At 67.7% G+C, this 19,057-nt stretch carries 16 protein-coding genes and 1 pseudogene; 10 read left to right on the top strand and 7 right to left on the bottom strand.

Annotated elements, in window-relative coordinates:
- Together ACJH7A_RS03785 and ACJH7A_RS03780 are read left to right on the top strand one after the other, a co-directional pair.
- Positions 1 to 185, top strand: a pseudogene (locus ACJH7A_RS03785) (hypothetical protein); the annotation flags it as partial.
- 86 nt (positions 186 to 271) lie between these two features.
- On the top strand, positions 272 to 610 hold the full coding sequence (locus ACJH7A_RS03780; protein ID WP_346416850.1) for an MmcQ/YjbR family DNA-binding protein: 339 nt from the start codon (positions 272 to 274) through the stop codon (positions 608 to 610).
- A gap of 10 nt (positions 611 to 620) precedes the next feature.
- On the opposite strand, the gene ACJH7A_RS03775 is transcribed toward ACJH7A_RS03780, so the two are convergent.
- From ACJH7A_RS03775 to ACJH7A_RS03765, 3 genes are read right to left on the bottom strand one after another with little or no spacing between them, the layout of a single operon-like run.
- On the bottom strand, positions 621 to 2,090 hold the full coding sequence (locus ACJH7A_RS03775) for an NAD(P)/FAD-dependent oxidoreductase (RefSeq protein ID WP_346416851.1): 1,470 nt from the start codon (positions 2,088 to 2,090) through the stop codon (positions 621 to 623).
- Positions 2,091 to 2,145: 55 nt separating this feature from the next.
- A complete protein-coding gene (locus ACJH7A_RS03770; protein WP_318984194.1) occupies positions 2,146 to 3,102 on the bottom strand; it encodes an alpha/beta hydrolase in 957 nt (318 codons plus the stop codon).
- Positions 3,103 to 3,161: 59 nt separating this feature from the next.
- Complete coding sequence (locus tag ACJH7A_RS03765; protein WP_318984193.1) at positions 3,162 to 4,253, bottom strand: NAD(P)-dependent alcohol dehydrogenase; 1,092 nt, start codon at positions 4,251 to 4,253, stop codon at positions 3,162 to 3,164.
- 69 nt (positions 4,254 to 4,322) lie between these two features.
- On the opposite strand from ACJH7A_RS03765, the gene ACJH7A_RS03760 reads away from it, so the two are divergent.
- Positions 4,323 to 5,177, top strand: coding sequence for an EamA family transporter (locus ACJH7A_RS03760; protein ID WP_318984192.1), 855 nt, complete (start codon positions 4,323 to 4,325; stop codon positions 5,175 to 5,177).
- Positions 5,178 to 5,234: 57 nt separating this feature from the next.
- Positions 5,235 to 6,206, top strand: a complete 972-nt coding sequence (locus ACJH7A_RS03755; RefSeq protein ID WP_318984191.1) for an NADPH:quinone oxidoreductase family protein — start codon at positions 5,235 to 5,237, stop codon at positions 6,204 to 6,206.
- On the opposite strand, the gene ACJH7A_RS03750 is transcribed toward ACJH7A_RS03755, so the two are convergent.
- The 3 genes from ACJH7A_RS03750 to ACJH7A_RS03740 form a co-directional block, all read right to left on the bottom strand.
- Complete coding sequence (locus ACJH7A_RS03750) at positions 6,193 to 7,806, bottom strand: CocE/NonD family hydrolase (RefSeq protein ID WP_318984190.1); 1,614 nt, start codon at positions 7,804 to 7,806, stop codon at positions 6,193 to 6,195. The two genes, ACJH7A_RS03755 and ACJH7A_RS03750, sit on opposite strands and share 14 nt — an antisense overlap.
- 153 nt (positions 7,807 to 7,959) lie before the next feature.
- Complete coding sequence (locus ACJH7A_RS03745; protein WP_318984189.1) at positions 7,960 to 9,789, bottom strand: acyl-CoA dehydrogenase; 1,830 nt, start codon at positions 9,787 to 9,789, stop codon at positions 7,960 to 7,962.
- Between the two features lie 184 nt (positions 9,790 to 9,973).
- The gene (locus ACJH7A_RS03740; RefSeq protein WP_318984188.1) at positions 9,974 to 11,428 is read right to left on the bottom strand and encodes an aldehyde dehydrogenase family protein; all 1,455 of its coding nucleotides are present in this window, start codon (positions 11,426 to 11,428) and stop codon (positions 9,974 to 9,976) included.
- A gap of 135 nt (positions 11,429 to 11,563) precedes the next feature.
- Between ACJH7A_RS03740 and ACJH7A_RS03735 the strand changes: the two genes are divergently transcribed.
- From ACJH7A_RS03735 to ACJH7A_RS03725, 3 genes are all read left to right on the top strand, one after another.
- A complete protein-coding gene (locus ACJH7A_RS03735) occupies positions 11,564 to 12,223 on the top strand; it encodes an isochorismatase family cysteine hydrolase (protein ID WP_318984187.1) in 660 nt (219 codons plus the stop codon).
- 62 nt (positions 12,224 to 12,285) lie between these two features.
- On the top strand, positions 12,286 to 13,020 hold the full coding sequence (locus tag ACJH7A_RS03730) for a sulfite exporter TauE/SafE family protein (RefSeq protein ID WP_406783813.1): 735 nt from the start codon (positions 12,286 to 12,288) through the stop codon (positions 13,018 to 13,020).
- Positions 13,021 to 13,202: 182 nt separating this feature from the next.
- Positions 13,203 to 14,042, top strand: coding sequence for a cutinase family protein (locus ACJH7A_RS03725; protein WP_318984186.1), 840 nt, complete (start codon positions 13,203 to 13,205; stop codon positions 14,040 to 14,042).
- Positions 14,043 to 14,045: 3 nt separating this feature from the next.
- Here the strand turns inward: ACJH7A_RS03725 and ACJH7A_RS03720 are convergent, their stop codons facing one another.
- Complete coding sequence (locus ACJH7A_RS03720; protein ID WP_318984185.1) at positions 14,046 to 14,795, bottom strand: hypothetical protein; 750 nt, start codon at positions 14,793 to 14,795, stop codon at positions 14,046 to 14,048.
- 116 nt (positions 14,796 to 14,911) lie between these two features.
- Here ACJH7A_RS03720 and ACJH7A_RS03715 point away from each other — a divergent pair, with 116 nt between their 5' ends.
- The 3 genes from ACJH7A_RS03715 to ACJH7A_RS03705 all read left to right on the top strand — a co-directional run bounded on the left by ACJH7A_RS03715 (position 14,912) and on the right by ACJH7A_RS03705 (position 19,051).
- Positions 14,912 to 16,144: a helix-turn-helix domain-containing protein gene (locus tag ACJH7A_RS03715; protein ID WP_318984184.1), complete on the top strand. Its 1,233-nt coding sequence runs from the start codon at positions 14,912 to 14,914 to the stop codon at positions 16,142 to 16,144.
- Positions 16,145 to 16,346: 202 nt separating this feature from the next.
- Positions 16,347 to 18,173 carry an amino acid permease gene (locus ACJH7A_RS03710; protein ID WP_318984183.1) on the top strand — a complete coding sequence of 609 codons (1,827 nt, stop codon included), beginning with the start codon at positions 16,347 to 16,349 and terminating at the stop codon, positions 18,171 to 18,173.
- On the top strand, positions 18,170 to 19,051 hold the full coding sequence (locus ACJH7A_RS03705) for a universal stress protein (RefSeq protein WP_318984182.1): 882 nt from the start codon (positions 18,170 to 18,172) through the stop codon (positions 19,049 to 19,051). Before ACJH7A_RS03710 ends, ACJH7A_RS03705 begins: the two co-directional genes overlap by 4 nt.
- Positions 19,052 to 19,057: the final 6 nt, after the last annotated feature.

Raw genomic sequence — 19,057 nt, 5'->3', positions numbered from 1 at the left:
CGGCACCGACACGGCCTGAACATCTCCGCCCACCTCAGCCCCGTCCCCGAATTCCCACCACCCCAGGGGACTTAGCCAGCACCTGGGCGCCGGCCAAGATCGCGCTGGCGTGGGCGCCGGACCGGCTGCGCGATCCAGCCGCGATCGAGGCCCTCGTCGAACAGCTCGCCACTGTCCTGCGCTGAGTCGCGCGCGAAATACCTGTCACCGCCCGCCGGTAGGCTGCCTCGACGGACAAACTCCACCAACGCAGCTCCGGAAGGTTCACACCGTGCTCGATGCCGATGACGTGCGCCGCATCGCGCTGTCCCTCCCGGAGACCACAGAGAAGGAGCGTTGGGGCCACCCGACTTTCGACGTGGCGCGCAAGATGTTCGTCACGGTGCCCGACGATCAGACCTCGTTTGCGGTGCGCTGTCCGAGGTTCGACCGCGAAGAGCTGATCGCGGCCGAACCGCACAAGTTCTGGGTGCCGCGACATGAGGCGGCGTCGTCGTGGGTGCGGGTCAGGCTGGAGGCGCTCGACGATGAGCAGGAACTGACCGACATCCTCGCCGACTCGTGGCGACTGGCTGCCCCGCCCAGACTCACCGAGCAGCCGGAATCCTGATCCGGAAGGCTCAGACCCGCTGCCGCACCCGTCCGAACACCATGGACTCTTCGATGCGGTCGAAGCGGTGGTCGATCACGTCGAGCACGTAGTTGTGCCGGACGTGCCACGGGCGATGGGTACCGGATTTGGGCAACGCGTGGGGGTTGCGGTTGATGTAGCCGGCGTCGAGGTCGAAGGTCTTCTTCTCGTCCATCGGGACGTCACCCAGATGCGGATAGGCGTGGGTGTAGCCGTGAGAGTCCATGTACGCCACCAGTTTCGCGAACGCACGGGCAGTCATGTCGGCGCGCAGGGTCCACGATGCGTTGGTGTAGCCCAGGCACCATGCCATGTTCGGCACGTCCTCGAGCAGGAATTCCTTGTAGACGTAGCGGTCGGACGGGGTGATCGCGACCCCGTCGACCGACAGGGAGATGCCGCCGAGGGCCTGCAACTCCAGCCCGGTCGCGGTGACGACGATGTCGGCGTCAATGCGCGCACCGGATTTCAGCACGATGCCGTTGGCGTCGAAGTGGGAGATGTGGTCGGTGACGACCTCGGCGCGGCCGTCACCGATGGCGGTGAAGATGTCGCGGTCGAGCACCGCGCAGAGGCGTTGATCCCACGGGTCGTATTTCGGGTTGAAGTGCACGTCCACGGGGTAGCCCGGCGGCAACGCGGCCATGGCCCGGTTGCGGATGAGGCGGCGGCCGCCCTTGGGGAACTTCCGGAGCAGGTTGTAGCTGAGCACGCTGATGAGCACGTTGCGGAACCACACGATGCGATGAGCGATCTTGTCCGGCAACAGCTTCCGGATGAAGCTGACCATCGGGTCGATCTGCCACTGCGACATCAGGTAGGTGGGTGACCGCTGCAGCATGGTCACCTTCCCGGCGGTCTTCGCCATGGCGGGCACCAGGCTGACCGCGGTGGCACCACTGCCGATCACCACGACCTTCTTGCCGGCGTAATCCAGTGACTCCGGCCAGAACTGCGGATGGACGACGTCGCCGGCGAAGGTGTCGATGCCCGGAAAGTCGGGCGTGTAGCCCTTGTCGTAGTTGTAGTAGCCGGTGCCGCAGAACAGGAATCGGGCGCGGTAGGACCTGGCCTCGCCGTTCTCCACGGCGTGCACCGTCCAGGTGTCGGTCGCCGAATCCCAGTCGGCCGACTGCACATGGGTGTTGAAGGTGATGTGACGGTCGATGCCGTGCGTGTGTGCCGCGGTGGTCAGGTACTCGCGGATGTGATCGCCGTCGGCGATGTTCTCCGGCCGCTCCCACGGCTGGTACGGGAAACTGAGCGTGAAAATGTCGCTGTCGGATCGAATACCCGGGTAGCGGAACAGGTCCCAGGTGCCACCGATGCGCGTCCGCCGCTCCAGGATCCGGTAGGTCACCTGCGGGTTGCGTTGATGCAGCCGGTACGCGGCTCCGATGCCGGAGATACCGGCACCGATGATCAGCACATCGAAGAACTCGCCGTCGCTGGCCGTCATGAATCTCCCTTGATCAAATCCGGTACCGCCGGTTTCACCTTAGGACATGGCGATCCTAGGCCGTCGAGCTGTGGGCCACTCCCGCGAGCAGCGCCCGCAAATGCTGATTGACCTGCTCGGGACGCTCCAGGTTCGCGCAGTGACCGCCGCCCAGTTCGACGAACGACCACAGATTCGGCACGTTCCTGGCGATCCGGCGGGACGCCGCGATGGGCAGCAACCGGTCTTTCGTGCTGCCGATGACGAGCGTCGGCACCGTCAGGTTGTCGAGTCCGATGTGATGAGCATCGAGGTTGTCCACCAGCGCGTTCACCCATCCGCTGCGGCCGGCTGCGGAGGTGCCCATGAACAGTTCGTAGACGTAGTCGGCCACTGCGGGGTCGGCGTCACGTCCGACAGCGATCATGGCGACGAACTGGCGCGCCGCCCTACGCGAACCCGGCACCAGCGGGGCTCCGCCGAACGTCTTGAGGATGCGGCCGGCGGCGTAGGCCCGGGACTTCGCCAGCGAGTTCGGGACCTGCGCCAGCTGGACCAGCTTCAGCAGGTCACCAGTCGTGGTGTTGATCAGGGCGACGGCGTCCGCGCACTCGGTGACCCGCTGCGGGTAGCGCTGCGCCCATGACGTGATGGCAATGCCGCCCATCGAGTGCCCCGCGAGGACGGCCCGCTCCCCCGGCCTGAGCGTCGCGCTCAGCACCGCGTCGAGGTCGGCCGCGAGAAAGTCCAGGTTGTACTTGTGGCGGCCGCGGGGAGCTTCACTCTTGCCGTGACCGCGGTGGTCGTAGGCGATGACCCGGTAGTCGCTCGCCAGATCCGCGATCTGGTTGCCCCATACGCCGATGGCGCAGGTGATGCCGTGGGCGAACACGATCGGCTGCCCGTGTTCGGGACCGAACACCTCGGCGTGCAGCCGGGTACCGTCGACGGCCTTGATTTCCATGGAACGGCCTCGTGGCAGCGCCGCGGGACGCCCGGGTTTGACCAGCTGCGAATGAGTGAAAGCGGTCATGCTGCTCCGTTCGGGTTCGGCGACGTTGCCGGCGGGACATCCCGTACCAGCGAGCCTACCTAAATAACCAGCACTGGTTTGACGGCAAAACCGGCGGCGGCGTCCGACCAGGCGTCGGCGAAGCGGTCGAACGGGTAGGTCCGTACCAGTTTGTCGACGGGCAGCTCGCCCCGGAGGACGTGTTCGGCCAACCGCGGGATGAAGCTGTGCGGCTCGCTGTCGCCTTCGATGACCCCCTGTATCCGCAGCCCGTTGGCCAGGATCAGCCCGACGGGTAGTTCCGCGGTCAGCGCGCCCAGCCCGACGAGCGCGAGCGTGCCGCACTTGCGCAGCAGCGTCAGCGCGGTGCTGATGACGTCGCCGCGCGCGGTCGTGTCGACAGCCAGCGTCGCACCACCGCCGGTGAGCTCCATGATCTCGGCCGGCAGGGTCTCGGAGGCCGAGTCGACGGCCCTGGTGGCGCCCAATTCGATTGCCAGCGAACGTCGTTCGGCGATCGGGTCGACCGCGATGACCGTGCGGCACCCGGCGATGCGGGCCCCCATCACCGCCGAGAGACCGACCGCGCCGGCGCCCCACACCACCAGCACATCGCCGGGTCCAGCGGCCAGTGTGTTCAGCACCGCGCCGACCCCGGTCTGCACACTGCAGGCCAGCGGTGCCGCCAGCTGGGCATCGATGCCGTCGGGCAGCACCACGGCATTCGACGTGTTGGCCAGCGCGTGGGTGGCGAAGCTGGACTGCCCGAAGAATCCGCCGCGAACGGGCTGACCGTCGAGCCGGAGCGCGCTCGACTCGTCACCGCGGTCACCGGCCATGTTCAGGCGACTGGCATTGTCGCAATAGGCGGGCGTGTCGGCTGCGCACGCTGCGCACTGTGCGCAGCTGGCGAACGTCAGGACGACGCGCCGGCCGACGTCGATGCGAGCGTCCGGTCCAGCCGCCAGGACCGTGCCCGCGCCTTCATGGCCGAACACCATCGGCAGACGCTTCTCCGGCCAGCGGGCGGCCGTGCTGATATCGGTGTGGCAGATGCCGACGGCATCGATGCCGACCAGCACCTCGCCGCCCTGCGGTTCGCGAATCTGGACATCGGTCAGTTCAGGGGCCGAACCCGGGCGGAGCAACACGGCGGCACGTGCGTCGATCATTCACGGATGGTAGGTCGACGGTAATCTGCGCCGGGTGACCGGGATCGACAACTGCCGGGTGCCGCGCGGATGACGCACCGCCAGTTGCCCCGATGGTCGGTCCCGTTCGTCTTTGTCACCGGTGCGGCGTCGCAGTACCTGGGTGCCGCGATCGGCGTGTTCCTCTTCTCGACCACCCAACCGGCCACCGTCGCGTGGCTCCGGGCCGCGGCCGGTGCGCTGGTGCTGATGGCCTGGCGCCGGCCGTGGCGAATGCCGTTGACGCGCCGCCGTGTCGCGATCGCGACCCTGTTCGGATTGATCACCGTCGGCATGAACATCGCGTTCTACGAAGCGCTGGCCCGTATCCCGTTGGGCACCGCCGTCGCGATCGAATTCATCGGCCCGACGCTGGTGGCCACGCTCGGGTCACGCAGACCGCGTGATCTTTTGGCTGCCACCCTCGCGGCTGGCGGGGTTGCTCTGTTGGCCGGCATCGAATTCACCTCAGAGCTCGCCGGCGTGGCGTGGGCACTGGCTGCCGCGGCGCTCTGGGCCGGTTACATCATGGTCGGCAAACGGGTGGCGGACGCACACGGCGGTCTCGACACGCTCGCCCTCGGAATGTCGACCGCCGCAGCCATTTTGGGCCCGGTGATCATCGGCCTCCAGGCCCACACGAACTCGGCGGTGTTCGTCGATCCGCGCACCTGGCTGCTCGGCCTCGGCGTCGGCCTGTTGTCGACGGCCATCCCCTATGCGCTCGACCAGATCGTCCTCCGTCAGGTCGGCCAGGCGAGGTTCGCGATCCTGCTGGCACTGTTGCCCGTGACGGCCAGCCTCATCGGGCTCACCGTGCTGCATCAGATTCCGACGATCGGCGAGATCGCCGGCATCGGACTGGTGGTGACCGGCCTCTTACTCGGTGCCCGCGGCGGAGCGTGACGTGGACATGCGACAGTGACAGGGACCCACCGGCAATGCCTACAGGAGAAGAGCACCATGCGCGCCATTCAGATCGCCCGGTTGGAAGGCCCCTCGGCGGCCGAACTGAACGACATCCCCGAGCCTGACGGCGCCGGCCTTGTGGTGATCGAGGTGCACGCCGCCGGTGTCGCCTTCCCCGACGCGCTGCAGTCGCGCGGCCTGTACCAGCACAAGCCGGAACTGCCGTACACCCCCGGCGCCGAGCTCGCGGGCGTGGTCCGCAGCGCACCCGAGGGCGCGCACGTGGCGGCCGGCGACAGGGTGGCGGCGTTGACCATGTTGTCGGGCGCGATGGCGGAAGTCGTTGCACTACCGGCTGATCGGGTCTTCAAGCTGCCGGACTCGGTGTCGTTCGAGGCCGGCGCCGGACTGCTGTTCAACGATCTGACGGTGCACTGCGCGCTGCGTACCCGCGGTCGGCTGACGCCCGGCGAGACGGTGCTGGTGCACGGCGCCGCGGGCGGCATCGGCACGTCCACGCTGCGCCTGGCCCCGGCGTTCGGCGCCGCCCGCACCATCGCGGTGGTGAGCTCGCCGGACAAGGCCGAGATCGCCCGTGCCGCTGGGGCTTCCGACGTCGTGTTGGCCGACGGCTTCAAGGACGCGGTGCGAGAGCTGACCGGCGGCCGCGGCGTCGACCTGATCCTCGACCCGGTCGGTGGTGACCGGTTCACCGACTCTCTTCGGTCCCTGGCACCCGGCGGCCGGCTGCTGGTGGTGGGATTCACCGGCGGCGATATTCCGACGGTCAAGGTGAACCGCCTGCTGCTCAACAATGTGGATGCGGTGGGTGTCGGCTGGGGTGCGTGGGCCATGACCCACCCGGGTTATCTCGCCGAGCAGTGGGAGGAGCTGGAGCCGCTGCTGGCCTCCGGTGCGGTGACCCCGCCGGCGCCCGAGGTCTATCCGTTGGAGCGGGCCGCGGACGCCATCGCCTCGCTGGAAAACCGTTCCGCCAAGGGCAAAGTGGTCGTCACGTTGCGCTGACCGGCAACACCAGCCGGGACTGGCCGCCGTCGCCGTGCGCGATGGTGTGCACCGAGGGCACCATCTCGGTGGCGGTCCCGAGCGGATCGCCGGTGCCCAGATTGCGCGCGAACCGCGGGAAACAGCCGCCCGCGACCAGCAGGCGGATCCGGTGGCCGGCCGCGAATCGGTAGGCGGTCGCGTCGAGTTCCAGGCGCAGCAGCGCCGCGGGGGCGTCGGCCGCGGTGAGCCGCAGATAGCCGTCGGTGACGTTGGTCGAATGTCCGTCGGGCCCAACGTCACTGATGCGCACGAACACGTCGGCGTGCGCGTTGTCGGTCCGGTGGTCCAGTTCGACGTACGGCGTTCCGATGACGTCGAGGTCAGCAGGCAACACCGGGCTGGTGAAGGTCAGCACGTCCGATCGCTCGGCGAGCGCGGTGTCGTCGATGTAACCCGACTTGCCGGAAACCAGAAGGCGCCCACCGATACTCGGTGTCGGGTCGGCCGGGTCGTAGACGAACGTGGACGGCGCCCCGCTGTCGGGCGGGGTCTCGGCCAGCGCCGCGCCAGGGTGCAGGTGCCACACCTGTTCGGCAGCCGGCGGTGGCCACTCCTGCATGTCGAGCCAGTCACCGCCGGCAACGCAGATCCGCACGGGGGCCGCGGCGCGGCGGGAGCCGTCCAGCCACAGCACGGATTCCTTAATGGCCTCGGTACCACCGGACCCGTGCGTCCACGGCCCCACGGTCAACGCCACCTCGACACCGCGGGCCCGTAGCCGCCGGTATTGCTCGAGGGTCTGGTCCACGAAAACGTCCTGCCAACCGGTGATCAGCAGCACCGGGCCGCGCAGGTTGTCGAGTGCGGCCGCCACACCGTTCTCGGCCCAGTACGGCGACGACGGATCCGGCTGTTCGAGCCACGCGTTGAACCACGGGGTGCGTCCGCCCAGGAGTTCGGCGGCGGCCGGATCGAGCGGCAGCGTCTCCAGCACCGGCTTGAGGGTGCGCGGCGTCGCCATGCCGCGGAGAATCTGGCGAATCCAGCCACCACGGTGCTGCCAGGCCACTTGATAACTCCAGCCCAGGAAATCGCCGAGCGCGAACGACCCTGTGCTCCATACCGAGTGTCCGAAATCGTGCGGCGCCATGGTGATCACGGAGGTGGTCAGGTCGTCGGGTTGGTCGACGAGGAGCGCCAGCTGGGTGAAGCCCAGGTATGACGCCCCGACAGTGGCGAATTCTCCCCCGTACCAAGGCTGTTCACGCAGCCACCGGACCGTGTCGGCACCGTCGTCGACCTCGTGACGGCCGGGCTCGAACGCACCGTCGGACCCGAAGGTGCCGCGCGTGCTCTGCAGCACGACGTGGAAGCCCTGCCCCGCGTACAGCCCGGCGAACACGCGGTTGGGCAGGCCGTCGCGGCCGTAGGGCCCCCGCATCAGCAGCGTGCCGGCGGGCTTGCGGCGCTGCGGCGCGTAGTGATCGGCCAACAGGACGGCGCCGTCGCGCATCGGCACCGGAAGCGACCGCTCCACCCGGAAGCTCGTGGCCCGCGGCAAACCCAGCCGGCGGGTCAGTGCGCGGGCACCGAGCCACGCCAGGGTGTCGCGTCGCACGTCACACTCTCCTCGTCCGGTCGTGGGCCTTGGACCATTTTCCACGGCGGCACCAGATCCACGGCAATCGACGGCCGGAACTGTGATCTGTTCGACTACTGGCGATTTGTGCACGATTTTTCGCGGCAGACGCGGAAAATCGTGCACAAATCCCTAGAAGGCCGAGGTCTCCAGCTCCATGACGTCGGTATCGAGCGTCTCGATCACCCCGCGCACCGAGGTCAACAGCGGCAGCATGTTCTTGGCGAAGAACTTCGCCACCGCCACCTTGCCGGTATAGAACGCGTGGTCGCGTTCGGAGGCGCCGTCGAGCGCCGCCAGGGCGATCTGGGCGGCCAGGATCAACCGCCAACCGATCACCAGGTCGCCGACCGCGAGCAGGAAGCGCACCGAGCCCAGACCCACCTTGTACAGCTGCTCGGGATCCCCCTGGGCCGCCATCAGGTAGCCGGTCAGCGCGGCGGCCATCGCCTGGACGTCGGCGAGAGCCGTTGCCAGCCGGTCGGTTTCGGCCTTGAGCTCCGGCCCGGCACCATCGATGGTTGCGGTGATCTGGCTCGACACGTGGGCCAGCGCCGCGCCCTGGTCGCGGATGATCTTGCGGAAGAAGAAGTCCAGCGACTGGATGGCCGTCGTGCCCTCGTACAGCGCGTCGATGCGAGCGTCGCGGATGTACTGCTCGATCGGGTAATCCTGCAGGAAGCCGGACCCGCCGAGTGTCTGCAGCGATTCGGAGAGCATCTCGTAGGCGCGCTCGGAGCCGACGCCCTTCACGATGGGCAGCAGCAGGTCGTTCACCCGGTGCGCCAGATCGGCGTCGGCACCCGAAACGAGTTGCGCGACATCAGCATTCTGGTAGGCCGCGGTGTACAGGTAGACCGCGCGCAGACCTTCGGCGTAGGCCTTCTGCGTCATCAGACTGCGTCGCACATCGGGGTGCTCGATGATCGCCACGCGCGGCGCGGTCTTGTCCGCCATCTGGGTGAGATCGGCACCCTGGATGCGTTCCTTGGCGTAGGCCAGCGCGTTGAGGTAGCCGGTGGACAGGGTGCCGGCGGCCTTGACACCCACCGTCATCCGGGCGTTCTCGATGACCTTGAACATCTGCGCGATGCCGTTGTGCACGCCGCCGACGAGGTAGCCGATCGCGGGCTTTCCGTGGGCGCCGAACGTCAACTCACACGTCGGTGACGACTTGATGCCCATCTTGTGTTCCAGGCCGGTGACGTACACGCCGTTACGCTCGCCCAGCTCGAGGGTCTCGGGGTCGAACAGGAAGTTGGGCACGAAGAACAAGCTCAGCCCTTTGGTACCCGGGCCCGCGCCCTCGGGCCGGGCCAGCACCAGGTGGAAGACGTTCTCCGCGGTGTCACCGACGTCGCCACCGGAGATGAAGCGCTTGACGCCCTCGATGTGCCAGGTGCCGTCAGGCTGTTCGATGGCCTTGGCCCGTCCCGCCCCGACATCGGAGCCGGCGTCCGGCTCGGTCAGCACCATGGTGCCCGCCCAGCCCTTGTCCATGGCCGTCCGCGCCCAGAGCTGCTGCTCCTCGGTACCCACCTCGGCCAGCGTGTGCGCCATCGCCGGCCCCAGGCCGTACAGGAACGTCGCCGACGGGTTCGCGCTGATGAGCATCTCCTGCGTCGCCCACACCAGCGCCGCCGGCGCCGGCGTCCCACCGGCGCGCTCATCGAGGCCCAGGCGCCACCATTCGGCCTCCTTGACCACCCGCACGGTCTTGGCCAGCTCCTCGGACACCGTGATGCGGTGCTCGTCGGGCAGGAACACCGGCGGGTTGCGGTCGGCTTCGACAAACGTCTCGGCGACAACGCCTTCGGCGAGCTTCGAGATCTCGTCGAGGATGGATCGCGCCGTATCGGCATCGAGGTCGCCGTAGCCACCCGCATCCAGGGCCGCGCGGAGCGGCAGCACTTCGAACAGATTGAATTCGATATCGCGCAGATTGGCGATGTAGTGGCTCACGCAGCTCAGGATCCGCGTCGCGCCACGAGGTACGCAACCGTAAGTCTCGCCAACCTACGGTTACGGACCCGAAGGTTCTGAGGTCACACCCACATGTGACCTCCACCACACCGCGTCCCCCCGGGGATTTGTGCACGATTCTTCGCGGTCTGCGCGGAAAAACGTGCACAAATCCCAGGGCCGGCTACAACTGGACGATCACGCTCTTGTTCTTCAGGTAGGCCTCGAGGCCTTCGCGACCGAACTCCTGGCCCCAGCCGGACTGCTTGTAGCCACCGAACGGCAGGTCGTGGTCAAAGACCAACTGGCAGTTGACCTGAACGCTGCCGGCCTGCAGGCGCTTGACGATGCGGTGCGCCCGGCTGACGTTGGTGGTCCACGCGGTGGCCGCCAGTCCGTAGCTCGTGTCGTTGGCCATGGCGACGGCCTCGTCCTCGGTGTCGAACGGCAGGATGCTGACCACCGGCCCGAAGATCTCCTGCTGGTACAGGCGCATGCCTGGATCGACGTTGGTCAGCACCGTCGGGTGCACGAAGTAGCCCTTGCGGTCCAGCCGGTACCCGCCCGCGACGATCTCGACGCCGTCGTTCTTGCCCTCGTCGATGAAGCCCAGAACCCGATTCAGCTGCTTGGCACTGATCAGCGGGCCGCTCATCACGCCCTCTTCCTCCGGTCCGCCGTACTTCATGAAGTTGGCGACGTTCGCGATACCCTCGACCACCTGGTCATAGACGCCGCGCTGCACGAAAATCCTTGAGCCGCACACACATCCCTGGCCGGAGTGGATGAAGATGCCCATGGCCGCACCGAAGATGGCCTTGTCCAGGTCGGCGTCGTCGAAGATCAGCACCGGCGACTTGCCGCCGAGTTCCAGCATGACCTTCTTGAGGTTGCCCGCCGAAGCCTTGACGATCTCCTTGCCCACTTCCGTCGAACCCGTGAACGCGACCTTCTCGACGTCGGGGTGCGCGGTGATGGCGGCGCCCGCGGTGTGGCCGTACCCGGTGATCAGGTTGACGACCCCCTCGGGCACGCCCGCCTCGTGGATCAACCGGTCCAGCAGCAGCGCCGAAAGCGGGGTCTCCTCAGCGGGTTTCACCAGGCTGCTGCAGCCCGCGGCCAGCGCAGGGGCGACCTTGGCGCAGGCGTTGAAGATGGGGCCGTTCCACGGGAAGATCAGGCCGACGACGCCGTAGGGCTCACGCAGCGTGTAGCCGTGCTGGTCGACGTAGGCGTCCGACGCGATGCCGCTGGTGCGGATGTCGTAGGCGGTGCCGTTGATCTTCGAACACCAGCCGGCGTAATAGCGGAAGAACTCGGCGCACGTCGGCACGACGAGCTCGGACTGCATCTTCATCATGCCCGTGTTGGCCGAGTCGATGGCCGCGAACTCGGCGGCGTGCTCGTCGATCAGGTCGGCGATGCGCCACAGGATCTTGGCGCGTTCCCGGCCCGGCAGACCGGACCAGACACCGGATTCGAAGGACGACTTGGCGCGGGCGACGGCCTCGTCGACGAACTCAGGGCCGCAATCGGTGAACTCGCCGATCTGCTCCTCGCTCACCGGATCGATGATCGGGATGAGCTCACCCGTACCCGGGCGCTTCTGGATGTCCTCCAAGACCGACTGCAGCGTCATCGCGTGCCTCTCATCGTCAGCGAGCCCGCGCCCCGGGGTGGGCGCGCAACAAATGCTGTGCAGTTGCTTAGCATTGCCGCGATCAGGTCGTCAAGAGTGGCTCACGCCGGCGGGTTGTCTGGAAAGATCGGGTCCGTGTCTGCCGGCCACGACTACACCTCCCCTGACCTGGCACGCAGCGCCCTGGTGCTGATCGACGTGCAGAACGATTTCGTCTCGGGTCCGTCGCAGGTCGACGGCACCGCCGAACGGGTGCCCGCGATGGCCCGGCTGCTCGCGGCGTTCCGCGCGGCGCACCGGCCGATCGTGCACATCGTGCGGCTGTACGTCCCCGGCGGCAGCGACGCCGACCCGCCGCGCCGGGCCGCCATCGAGTCCGGCAAGCAGATCGCCGCACCGCACACCGACGGCGCCGCGGTACCCGGGGAACTGCTGGCGCACCCCCTGGACTACGACTCGCTACTGGCCGGCGGCGTCCAGCAGGTGGCGCCGGGTGAGGTCGTCATGTTCAAACCACGGTGGTCGGCGTTCTACCGCACGGCATTGGAAGTGCATCTGCGCGACCTCGCGGTGAACACCGTCGTGGTGGCCGGCTGCAACCTGCCGAATTGTCCCCGCGCCACCCTGTTCGACGCCTCCGAGCGGGACTTCCGCGCCGCGCTGGTCACCGACGCCACGTCCCAGGTGACACCCGAGCGGCTCGCCGACCTGGCACTCATCGGCGTCGAGACGCTCACGACCGCGGACGTCGAGCAGTTCTTCCGGGCCACTGCAACCACACAGGAACGCCAGTGAACAATTCACGGGGTGAGACCGCACAGTAAGACGCGATCCTGACCGCCCTCGCGATCACGGCGGTGCTGCTGGCCGGCGTCGCCGCAGGAGTGATCAACGCCGTGGTGGGCTCCGGCAGCCTGATCACCTTCCCCGTGCTGATGGCCGTCGGTTACCCGCCACTGGTGGCCAACATGTCCAACTCGGTCGGCCTGGTGCCGGGGAACTTCACCGGTGCCTACGGCTACCGGCACGAGCTCGGCGGCCAGGGCGCCCGCATCCTCCGGCTCGGGGTGGTGTCGCTGGCCGGCGCGATCGTCGGCGCCGTGCTGCTACTCAAACTGCCACCCGGCGCCTTCACCGCGGTCGTGCCATGGCTGATCCTGCTGGCCGGCGCGCTCGTGCTGGTGCAACCCCTGTTGCGCCGGGCGCTGGATGCCCGGCGCGGCGCGCCGCGGTCCACCGACCATGCCGCGCCGCTCTACGCGGGCGTGTTCGGGTGCGCGGTCTACGGCGGCTATTTCGGTGCGGCGCAAGGCATCATCATGATGGCCCTGTTCGGGCTGTTCGTGTCAGAAGATCTGCAGCGCCTCAACGGCGTCAAGAACATCTCTGTGGGACTGGTCAATTCGGTCGCGGCCATCATCTTCATCATCGTCGGCCAGGTGGCCTGGCTACCGGCGCTGCTGCTGGCCGTCGGCTCGACCATCGGCGGCTACATCGGAGCCAGGATCGGACGCCGCCTGCCGCCCAACGCCTTACGCGCCTGCATCGTCGTCGTCAGTGTCGTCGCGTTCACCGTCATGATGCTGCGGTAGCCGGCGCGCCATCGGCCGAATTCGTCACCGCTAACACGCAATAACCGACTTTTGGTATGTCACGATTCGAACGCGCCGGGCCCAGCTAACGAGCGGATGGGGTGCCGGTGTGTCAGCATGAACCCGTGAGGCCAAGCAGAAGCAGAAGCCGCATCAGAAGCCTGACTACGGCCGCAATCCTGGTGGTACCGCCAGGATTGATCTCCGCGGCCCTACCGCAGACAGCACACGCGGCCGAATGCCCCGACGCCCAGGTCATATTCGCCCGCGGCACCGACGAAGCGCCCGGACCCGGCGGGGTGGGGACGGCGTTCATCGATTCGCTGCGCACCGCCATCAGCCCGAAAACCCTTGATGTGTACGCGGTCGACTATCCCGCGACCACCGACTTCCCCACCGCCGTCGACGGAATCCGTGACGCGCGTAGGCAAATCGTGACGACCGCGGCGGCCTGTCCCCGGACCAAGATGGTGCTCGGCGGGTTCTCACAGGGCGCCGCCGTTGCGGGCTTCGTCACCGCAGGCACCATTCCCGACGGCGTCTCCGCCGCCGAAGTGCCGACTCCCATGCCACCCGACGTCGCGGATCACGTTGCCGCCGTAGCCTTGTTCGGCAAGCCCTCGCCACGGTTCATGCGCGCCATCGGCTCTCCCGCTGTCACGGTCGGCCCGGTCTACCAACCCAAAACCACCGATCTCTGTGCCCCCAACGACCTGGTGTGCGATGCACACGGATCGAGCTTCGACGCCCACAACAGTTACGTGGACAGCGGATTGGTCAACCAGGGCGTGAACTTCGCCGTGAGGCAACTGCAGGCGGGGTGGGCGGCCGACGCACTGGCCGGACCCGCGCCGTGGTCATCGACGACGATCCAGGCCGCCGATCAGGCCGGGCGCGGTCGGCCCGCGCCCGCCGGGACTCCGCCGTCCACCGCGGCGCCGGCCCATATGCCGGCGAGCGCACCGTGGCTCCCGGGACCGGAGCAGGCCGCGACGGCACCGGACGCAGCGCCGGCCCCGTAGCCGCTACCGGAACTGCACGCCACGGCGCCGCACCCACCAATCGGCAAACAGTGTCCCGGCGATCCACACGCCGACCGCGATAGCAAGGTGCACAGCGCTTTTGGTGTCGCGGCCGAGGACGGGACCGAAAACATGGGCGACGGCGTTCGGTAGCTTCCGCCACAATTCCCGGTGCTCCACCCCGCCGACCGGGTCGGCGACGAAATACAGAACGTACGGCAGCACCAGCGACGACAGCCAGAATGCGATACGGCGCCGGTCGTGACGCTGGCCCCACCGCTGCACCAACCGCACTTCAGCAACCGGCAGCAATACCGACACCGCGTTGCCGACGCCCAGCCAGGACACGATCGGCACCGCGACATTCGGGATCGTCACACCGAGCCGGGCCGGAGTCTCCAACCAGACGGTGAGCACCGCGGCAACCACGAGCGTCGGAAGTCCGACGAGAATCAGCAGCGCCAGGTTCTTCTGCAGCAATATCCGCCATGGCGACACCGATTCGGCCAGCCGCTGCCGGACCCGATCATGGTCGGCGCCAAGCACATTGGTTGTCGTGGTGTCGGCCAGCACGAACGACGAGAAGTACGTGCCGACCAGGATCACCCAATCGTGGTGATGGCGTCCCCCGGAGGTCAGCGGCTCCACGGCAAGCCACAGCAGGGCGAGCACGACGTTGGCCGCCACGCCCAGCAGCCAGGTGCGCGGCGGCGTGAAGGCCCAACGCACTTCCGACCACATTGCGGGCAACATCGTCCATCTCCACCGTCAACGCCCCGTCCGCCGCGGAGCGCGTGCGACGATACCGGCAACAAACGTTGCGGTTCCTGTGAGCGCAGTGCCGCCGACACAGATCCGAATGGGAGCGTATGGCGGAACCGCACGGCACCGATCCCAGTGCCCACATTCAGCTGATCGTCGACCTGCTGGCCCGATCGCTGAATCGCGCGGTCCTGCTGGACGACACGGCGATGACGCCCATGACCTTCAGCCGCCAGCTCGGGACCGTCGACGACGTGCGAATGCACAGCCTCCTCGAGCGCACCACGAAACCCGAAGTCATAGCAGAGCTTCAGGCCCTAGGAATCGATGACGCCGACCCGGGCGTCGCGATTCCGCCGCTGCCCCAGTACGCCATGGTGGCGCGGTACTGCGTGCCGGTTCGATCGGCCGCGAACCATTTCGGCTACCTGTGGGTGATCGACCCGGAGCAGTCACTGAGCGCGGCCGAGCGTGCCCTGGCGAACCAGGCCGGCGCGGATCTGGTGGCGGTCCTGGATCGGCGCCAAACCGCCGAGCGGGCCGTCGAGTCCGCGCGTCAGGCCGTGCTCACCCGCCTGTTGGCGGCCGGTGCGGGCGAGCCGCTGAACGCGGTGCTCCTCGAGCTCAGCGCCCAGGGCATGGCACAGCCGGACAGCCTGCTCACCGTCTTCGCGTTCGTCCCGTCCGGGGACGCCGCGGAGACCGAGCAGCGTCTCACCGCACTACGCCTGCGGCTGTCCGCCGTCGAGCGAACGCACAACTGGTTCATCCTGCCCGGCAATCCCGTGAGCGTCTTCGCCTTCTGCCCCGCGCACGTGCGGGTCTCGCCGCAGCGACTCGCCGAGACCGTGACCTCGTCGATCCGGGCCACCTTCGATGACGCGCCGGTCATCGGCTGGTCCGGTAGCCGGCTGCCCCTGGCCCAGGCCGCCCAGTCATTTCGGGATGCCCGGCTGGCCTGCACCCTGGCCGCCGCGGGCGCCGGCCCGGGCGAGGCGGCGCTCGACTGGACCGCGGCCGGGTCGTGGCGGGCGGTCGCGCTGGTCGCCGACAGCCTCGCCGACGCTCCAGACGAACTCGACGCGCTGATCCATCCGGGCGTCGCGGCGCTCTTGGCCGAGGGGCGCGACGACCTCATCCAGACACTCGAGGCCTATCTGTCCTCCGGTGGCGATGCCCGGCGCGCGGCCGACACCATGCACCTGCATCGCTCGACGCTGTACTACCGCTTGGAGAAGATCACCCAGGCACTCGGTGACGACGTCACCGACCTCACCGACGGCGAAGCCCGCTTCGATCTCATGCTCAGCATCCGGCTGGCCCGACTGCGCCGCCGCTGATACCAGGCGCCGGCGGCCTTCCGACTGCTGTCGGAAAAACGGCCGGATGTTCCGACAAGATGGCGCCTCCTTCGGCCCCCGCATGCCGTGCTGACCGGCTTAGTATTCGCACACACCAAATAGTGGTGCAGCTCACATCTGTCGCTGGGCGTGGGCTGAAAACGCCCTGACAACGCCGTCGGGGCAGCGCGAAGGAGACGACGTGAGCGGGACACCGACCCTCAACAAGGCACTGAGCCAACGCCAACTGTCCATGATCGCGATCGGGGGCGTGATCGGCGCCGGGCTGTTCGTCGGCTCCGGTGTCGTCATCAAAGACACCGGTCCCGGCACGTTCATCACGTATGCGCTCGCCGGCGTGCTGATCATCATGATCATGCGGATGCTCGCCGAGATGGCGGTGGCCAATCCGTCGACCGGCTCGTTCGCCGATTACGCCCGCAATGCCTTGGGCAACTGGGCCGGCTTCTCGATCGGCTGGCTGTACTGGTACTTCTGGGTGATCGTCGTCGGATTCGAGGCGATCGCCGGCGCGAAGATCATTCGGTACTGGCTGCCCGCGGCACCGATATGGCTCACAGCCCTACTGCTGTTGATCGCGATGACGGCGACGAATCTGTTCTCTGTGTCGTCGTTCGGCGAGTTCGAGTTCTGGTTCGCCAGCATCAAGGTCGCGGCCATCATCGTGTTCATCGGACTGGGCTCCTGTTTCGTGCTCGGTCTGTGGCCGCACAAATCCATGGATTTCTCCAACCTGACCGCGCACGGCGGTTTCTTCCCGCTGGGCTCGTCCGCGGTCACCGTCGGTGTCGTCACCGTGATCTTCTCGATGGTGGGCGCCGAGATCGCGACCATCGCCGCCGCCGAGTCCACCGACCCTGAGCGCGCTGTCGCCAAGGCCGCCAACTCGGTCATCATGCGCATCGCCGTCTTCTTCGTCGGCTCGGCGTTCCTGCTGGTGACCATCCTGCCGTGGAACGGCAAGCAGCTCGCCGCGTCGCCGTTCGTCTCGGCCTTCACCGCGATGGGTATCCCCTACGCCGACCACATCATGAACGCGGTTGTCCTGACCGCAGTCTTGAGCTGCCTGAACTCGGGCATGTACACCGCCTCGCGCATGCTGTTCGTGCTGGCCGCCCGCCGAGAGGCGCCCGCCCAGCTCGTCTCCGTCACCCGTCGCGGCGTTCCGGCGGCCGCCATTCTCACATCGTCGGTCATCGGTTTCCTGGGTGTCATCGCCTCGGCCTTCTCGCCCGATTTCATCTTCAAGTTCCTGCTGGATTCCAGCGGCGCCGTCATCCTCTTCGTCTACCTCTTGATCGCCATCTCCCAGATCGTGCTGCGGTACCGCAACGGCGGCGACAAGCTCAAGGTCAAAATGTGGCTGTTCCCCGTGTTGTCGATCATCACGGCGCTGGCGATGACCGCCATCCTGGTTCAGATGTACGTCCAGGGCGGAGACAACCGAAGGGCCCTGACGCTGAGCCTGCTGTCCTGGGCCGTGGTGATCGGGCTGTTCTTCGCCAACCGCTGGTTCAACTCCCGCCGGCCGGTCCCGGAGCCCGTCATCGCGACCGAGCGGCCGCACCGGGTACTGGTGCTGGCCAACGAAACCGTCGGCTCCGAGGAGCTGCTCGACGAACTGCGCGCCATCGGCGCCGACAACGCCACGACCTATCACGTGGTGGTGCCGGTCAGCCCGATCGAGACCGGCGCCGCCGCCTCGCACAGCCCCCTCGATGTCTGGGAGGCCACCAAAGTCCTTGCCCAGCAACGTCTCGACCAGACGCTGGCGGCGCTGCACTCGGCGAACCTGGAGGCCGACGGCAAGCTGGGCGACTACCGCCCGCTGCGCGCGCTGGCCGCCGGCGTGGACGAATTCCACCCGGATCAGATCGTCATCGCGACAGAGCCACCGGAACAGTCGATCTGGCACCGCTTCGATGTGGTCGACCGCGCCCGGTCCGACTACAACATCCCGGTGACCAACGTGATCGCGATGACTCCCGCCGAGGAGCCTGTCGCGTGACGATCATCGCCGGGTTCAGCGCCTCCCGGCAGGGCAGCGCCCCGATCAACCTCGCTGTGCAGATCGCGAGGACCACGGGCGAGAAGGTCATCGCGGCAGCGGTTCTCGAGCGCTCGTGGCCGCCGCGCAACGACCCCGTCGAGGAGGAATACCTGCGCCACGTTAAGGCGCAGACGGCCCAGTCCTTGCAGGCCGTCGTCAACGGCCTCCCCGGGCGACCGGACGTACCCACGCTGGTTCACGAATCCGGCTCCATCCCAACCGGTTTGCTCGAGCTCGCGCAGGAGTTCGAGGCCCGCGCCGTGGTGCTCGGATCGTCGTCGTCCGGCCTGCTGGGACGCGTTGCTCTCGGCAGCGTGACGGAGCGGCTGGTGCACACCGCGCAGGTGCCGGTGGCGATCGCGCCGCGCGGATACGCCTTCAGTCACGAGCCGATCCGCCGCCTCACCGCGGCCTACGGCGGCGAGGCCGACACCAACGGATTGATCCGGGCGGCCGCGGAGCTGTCGAAGGACTGGAACGCCCAGCTGCGGATCGTGGCGTACACCGTCCGGCCCGCGTGGGCATTCGGCGGGCCCTCGCTCGAGGCGGGTGCCGAGGACATGGTGGTCGCGCAGTGGTCGAAACGCACCGCCGACGATGTCACCAAGCAGCTCAACAGAATTCGCGAAGATCTGGCCGTGCCCGATGTGGACATGGTCGTCAGCAGCGGGCGGGATTGGCAGCAGGCCGTGGAGAACACGGGCTGGGCATCAGGTGATGTGCTGCTGCTCGGATCGGGCGCGGCCGGGCAGTCCGCCCGGGTGTTTCTCGGATCGGCAGCGGCGAAAATCCTGCGTCATTCACCGGTCCCGGTGATGATCATGCCGCGCGCCTGAGTTCGT

Source organism: Mycobacterium sp. SMC-17 (assembly GCF_045310915.1).
Classification (GTDB): domain Bacteria; phylum Actinomycetota; class Actinomycetes; order Mycobacteriales; family Mycobacteriaceae; genus Mycobacterium.
This window is presented reverse-complemented; position numbering and strand designations above follow the sequence as displayed.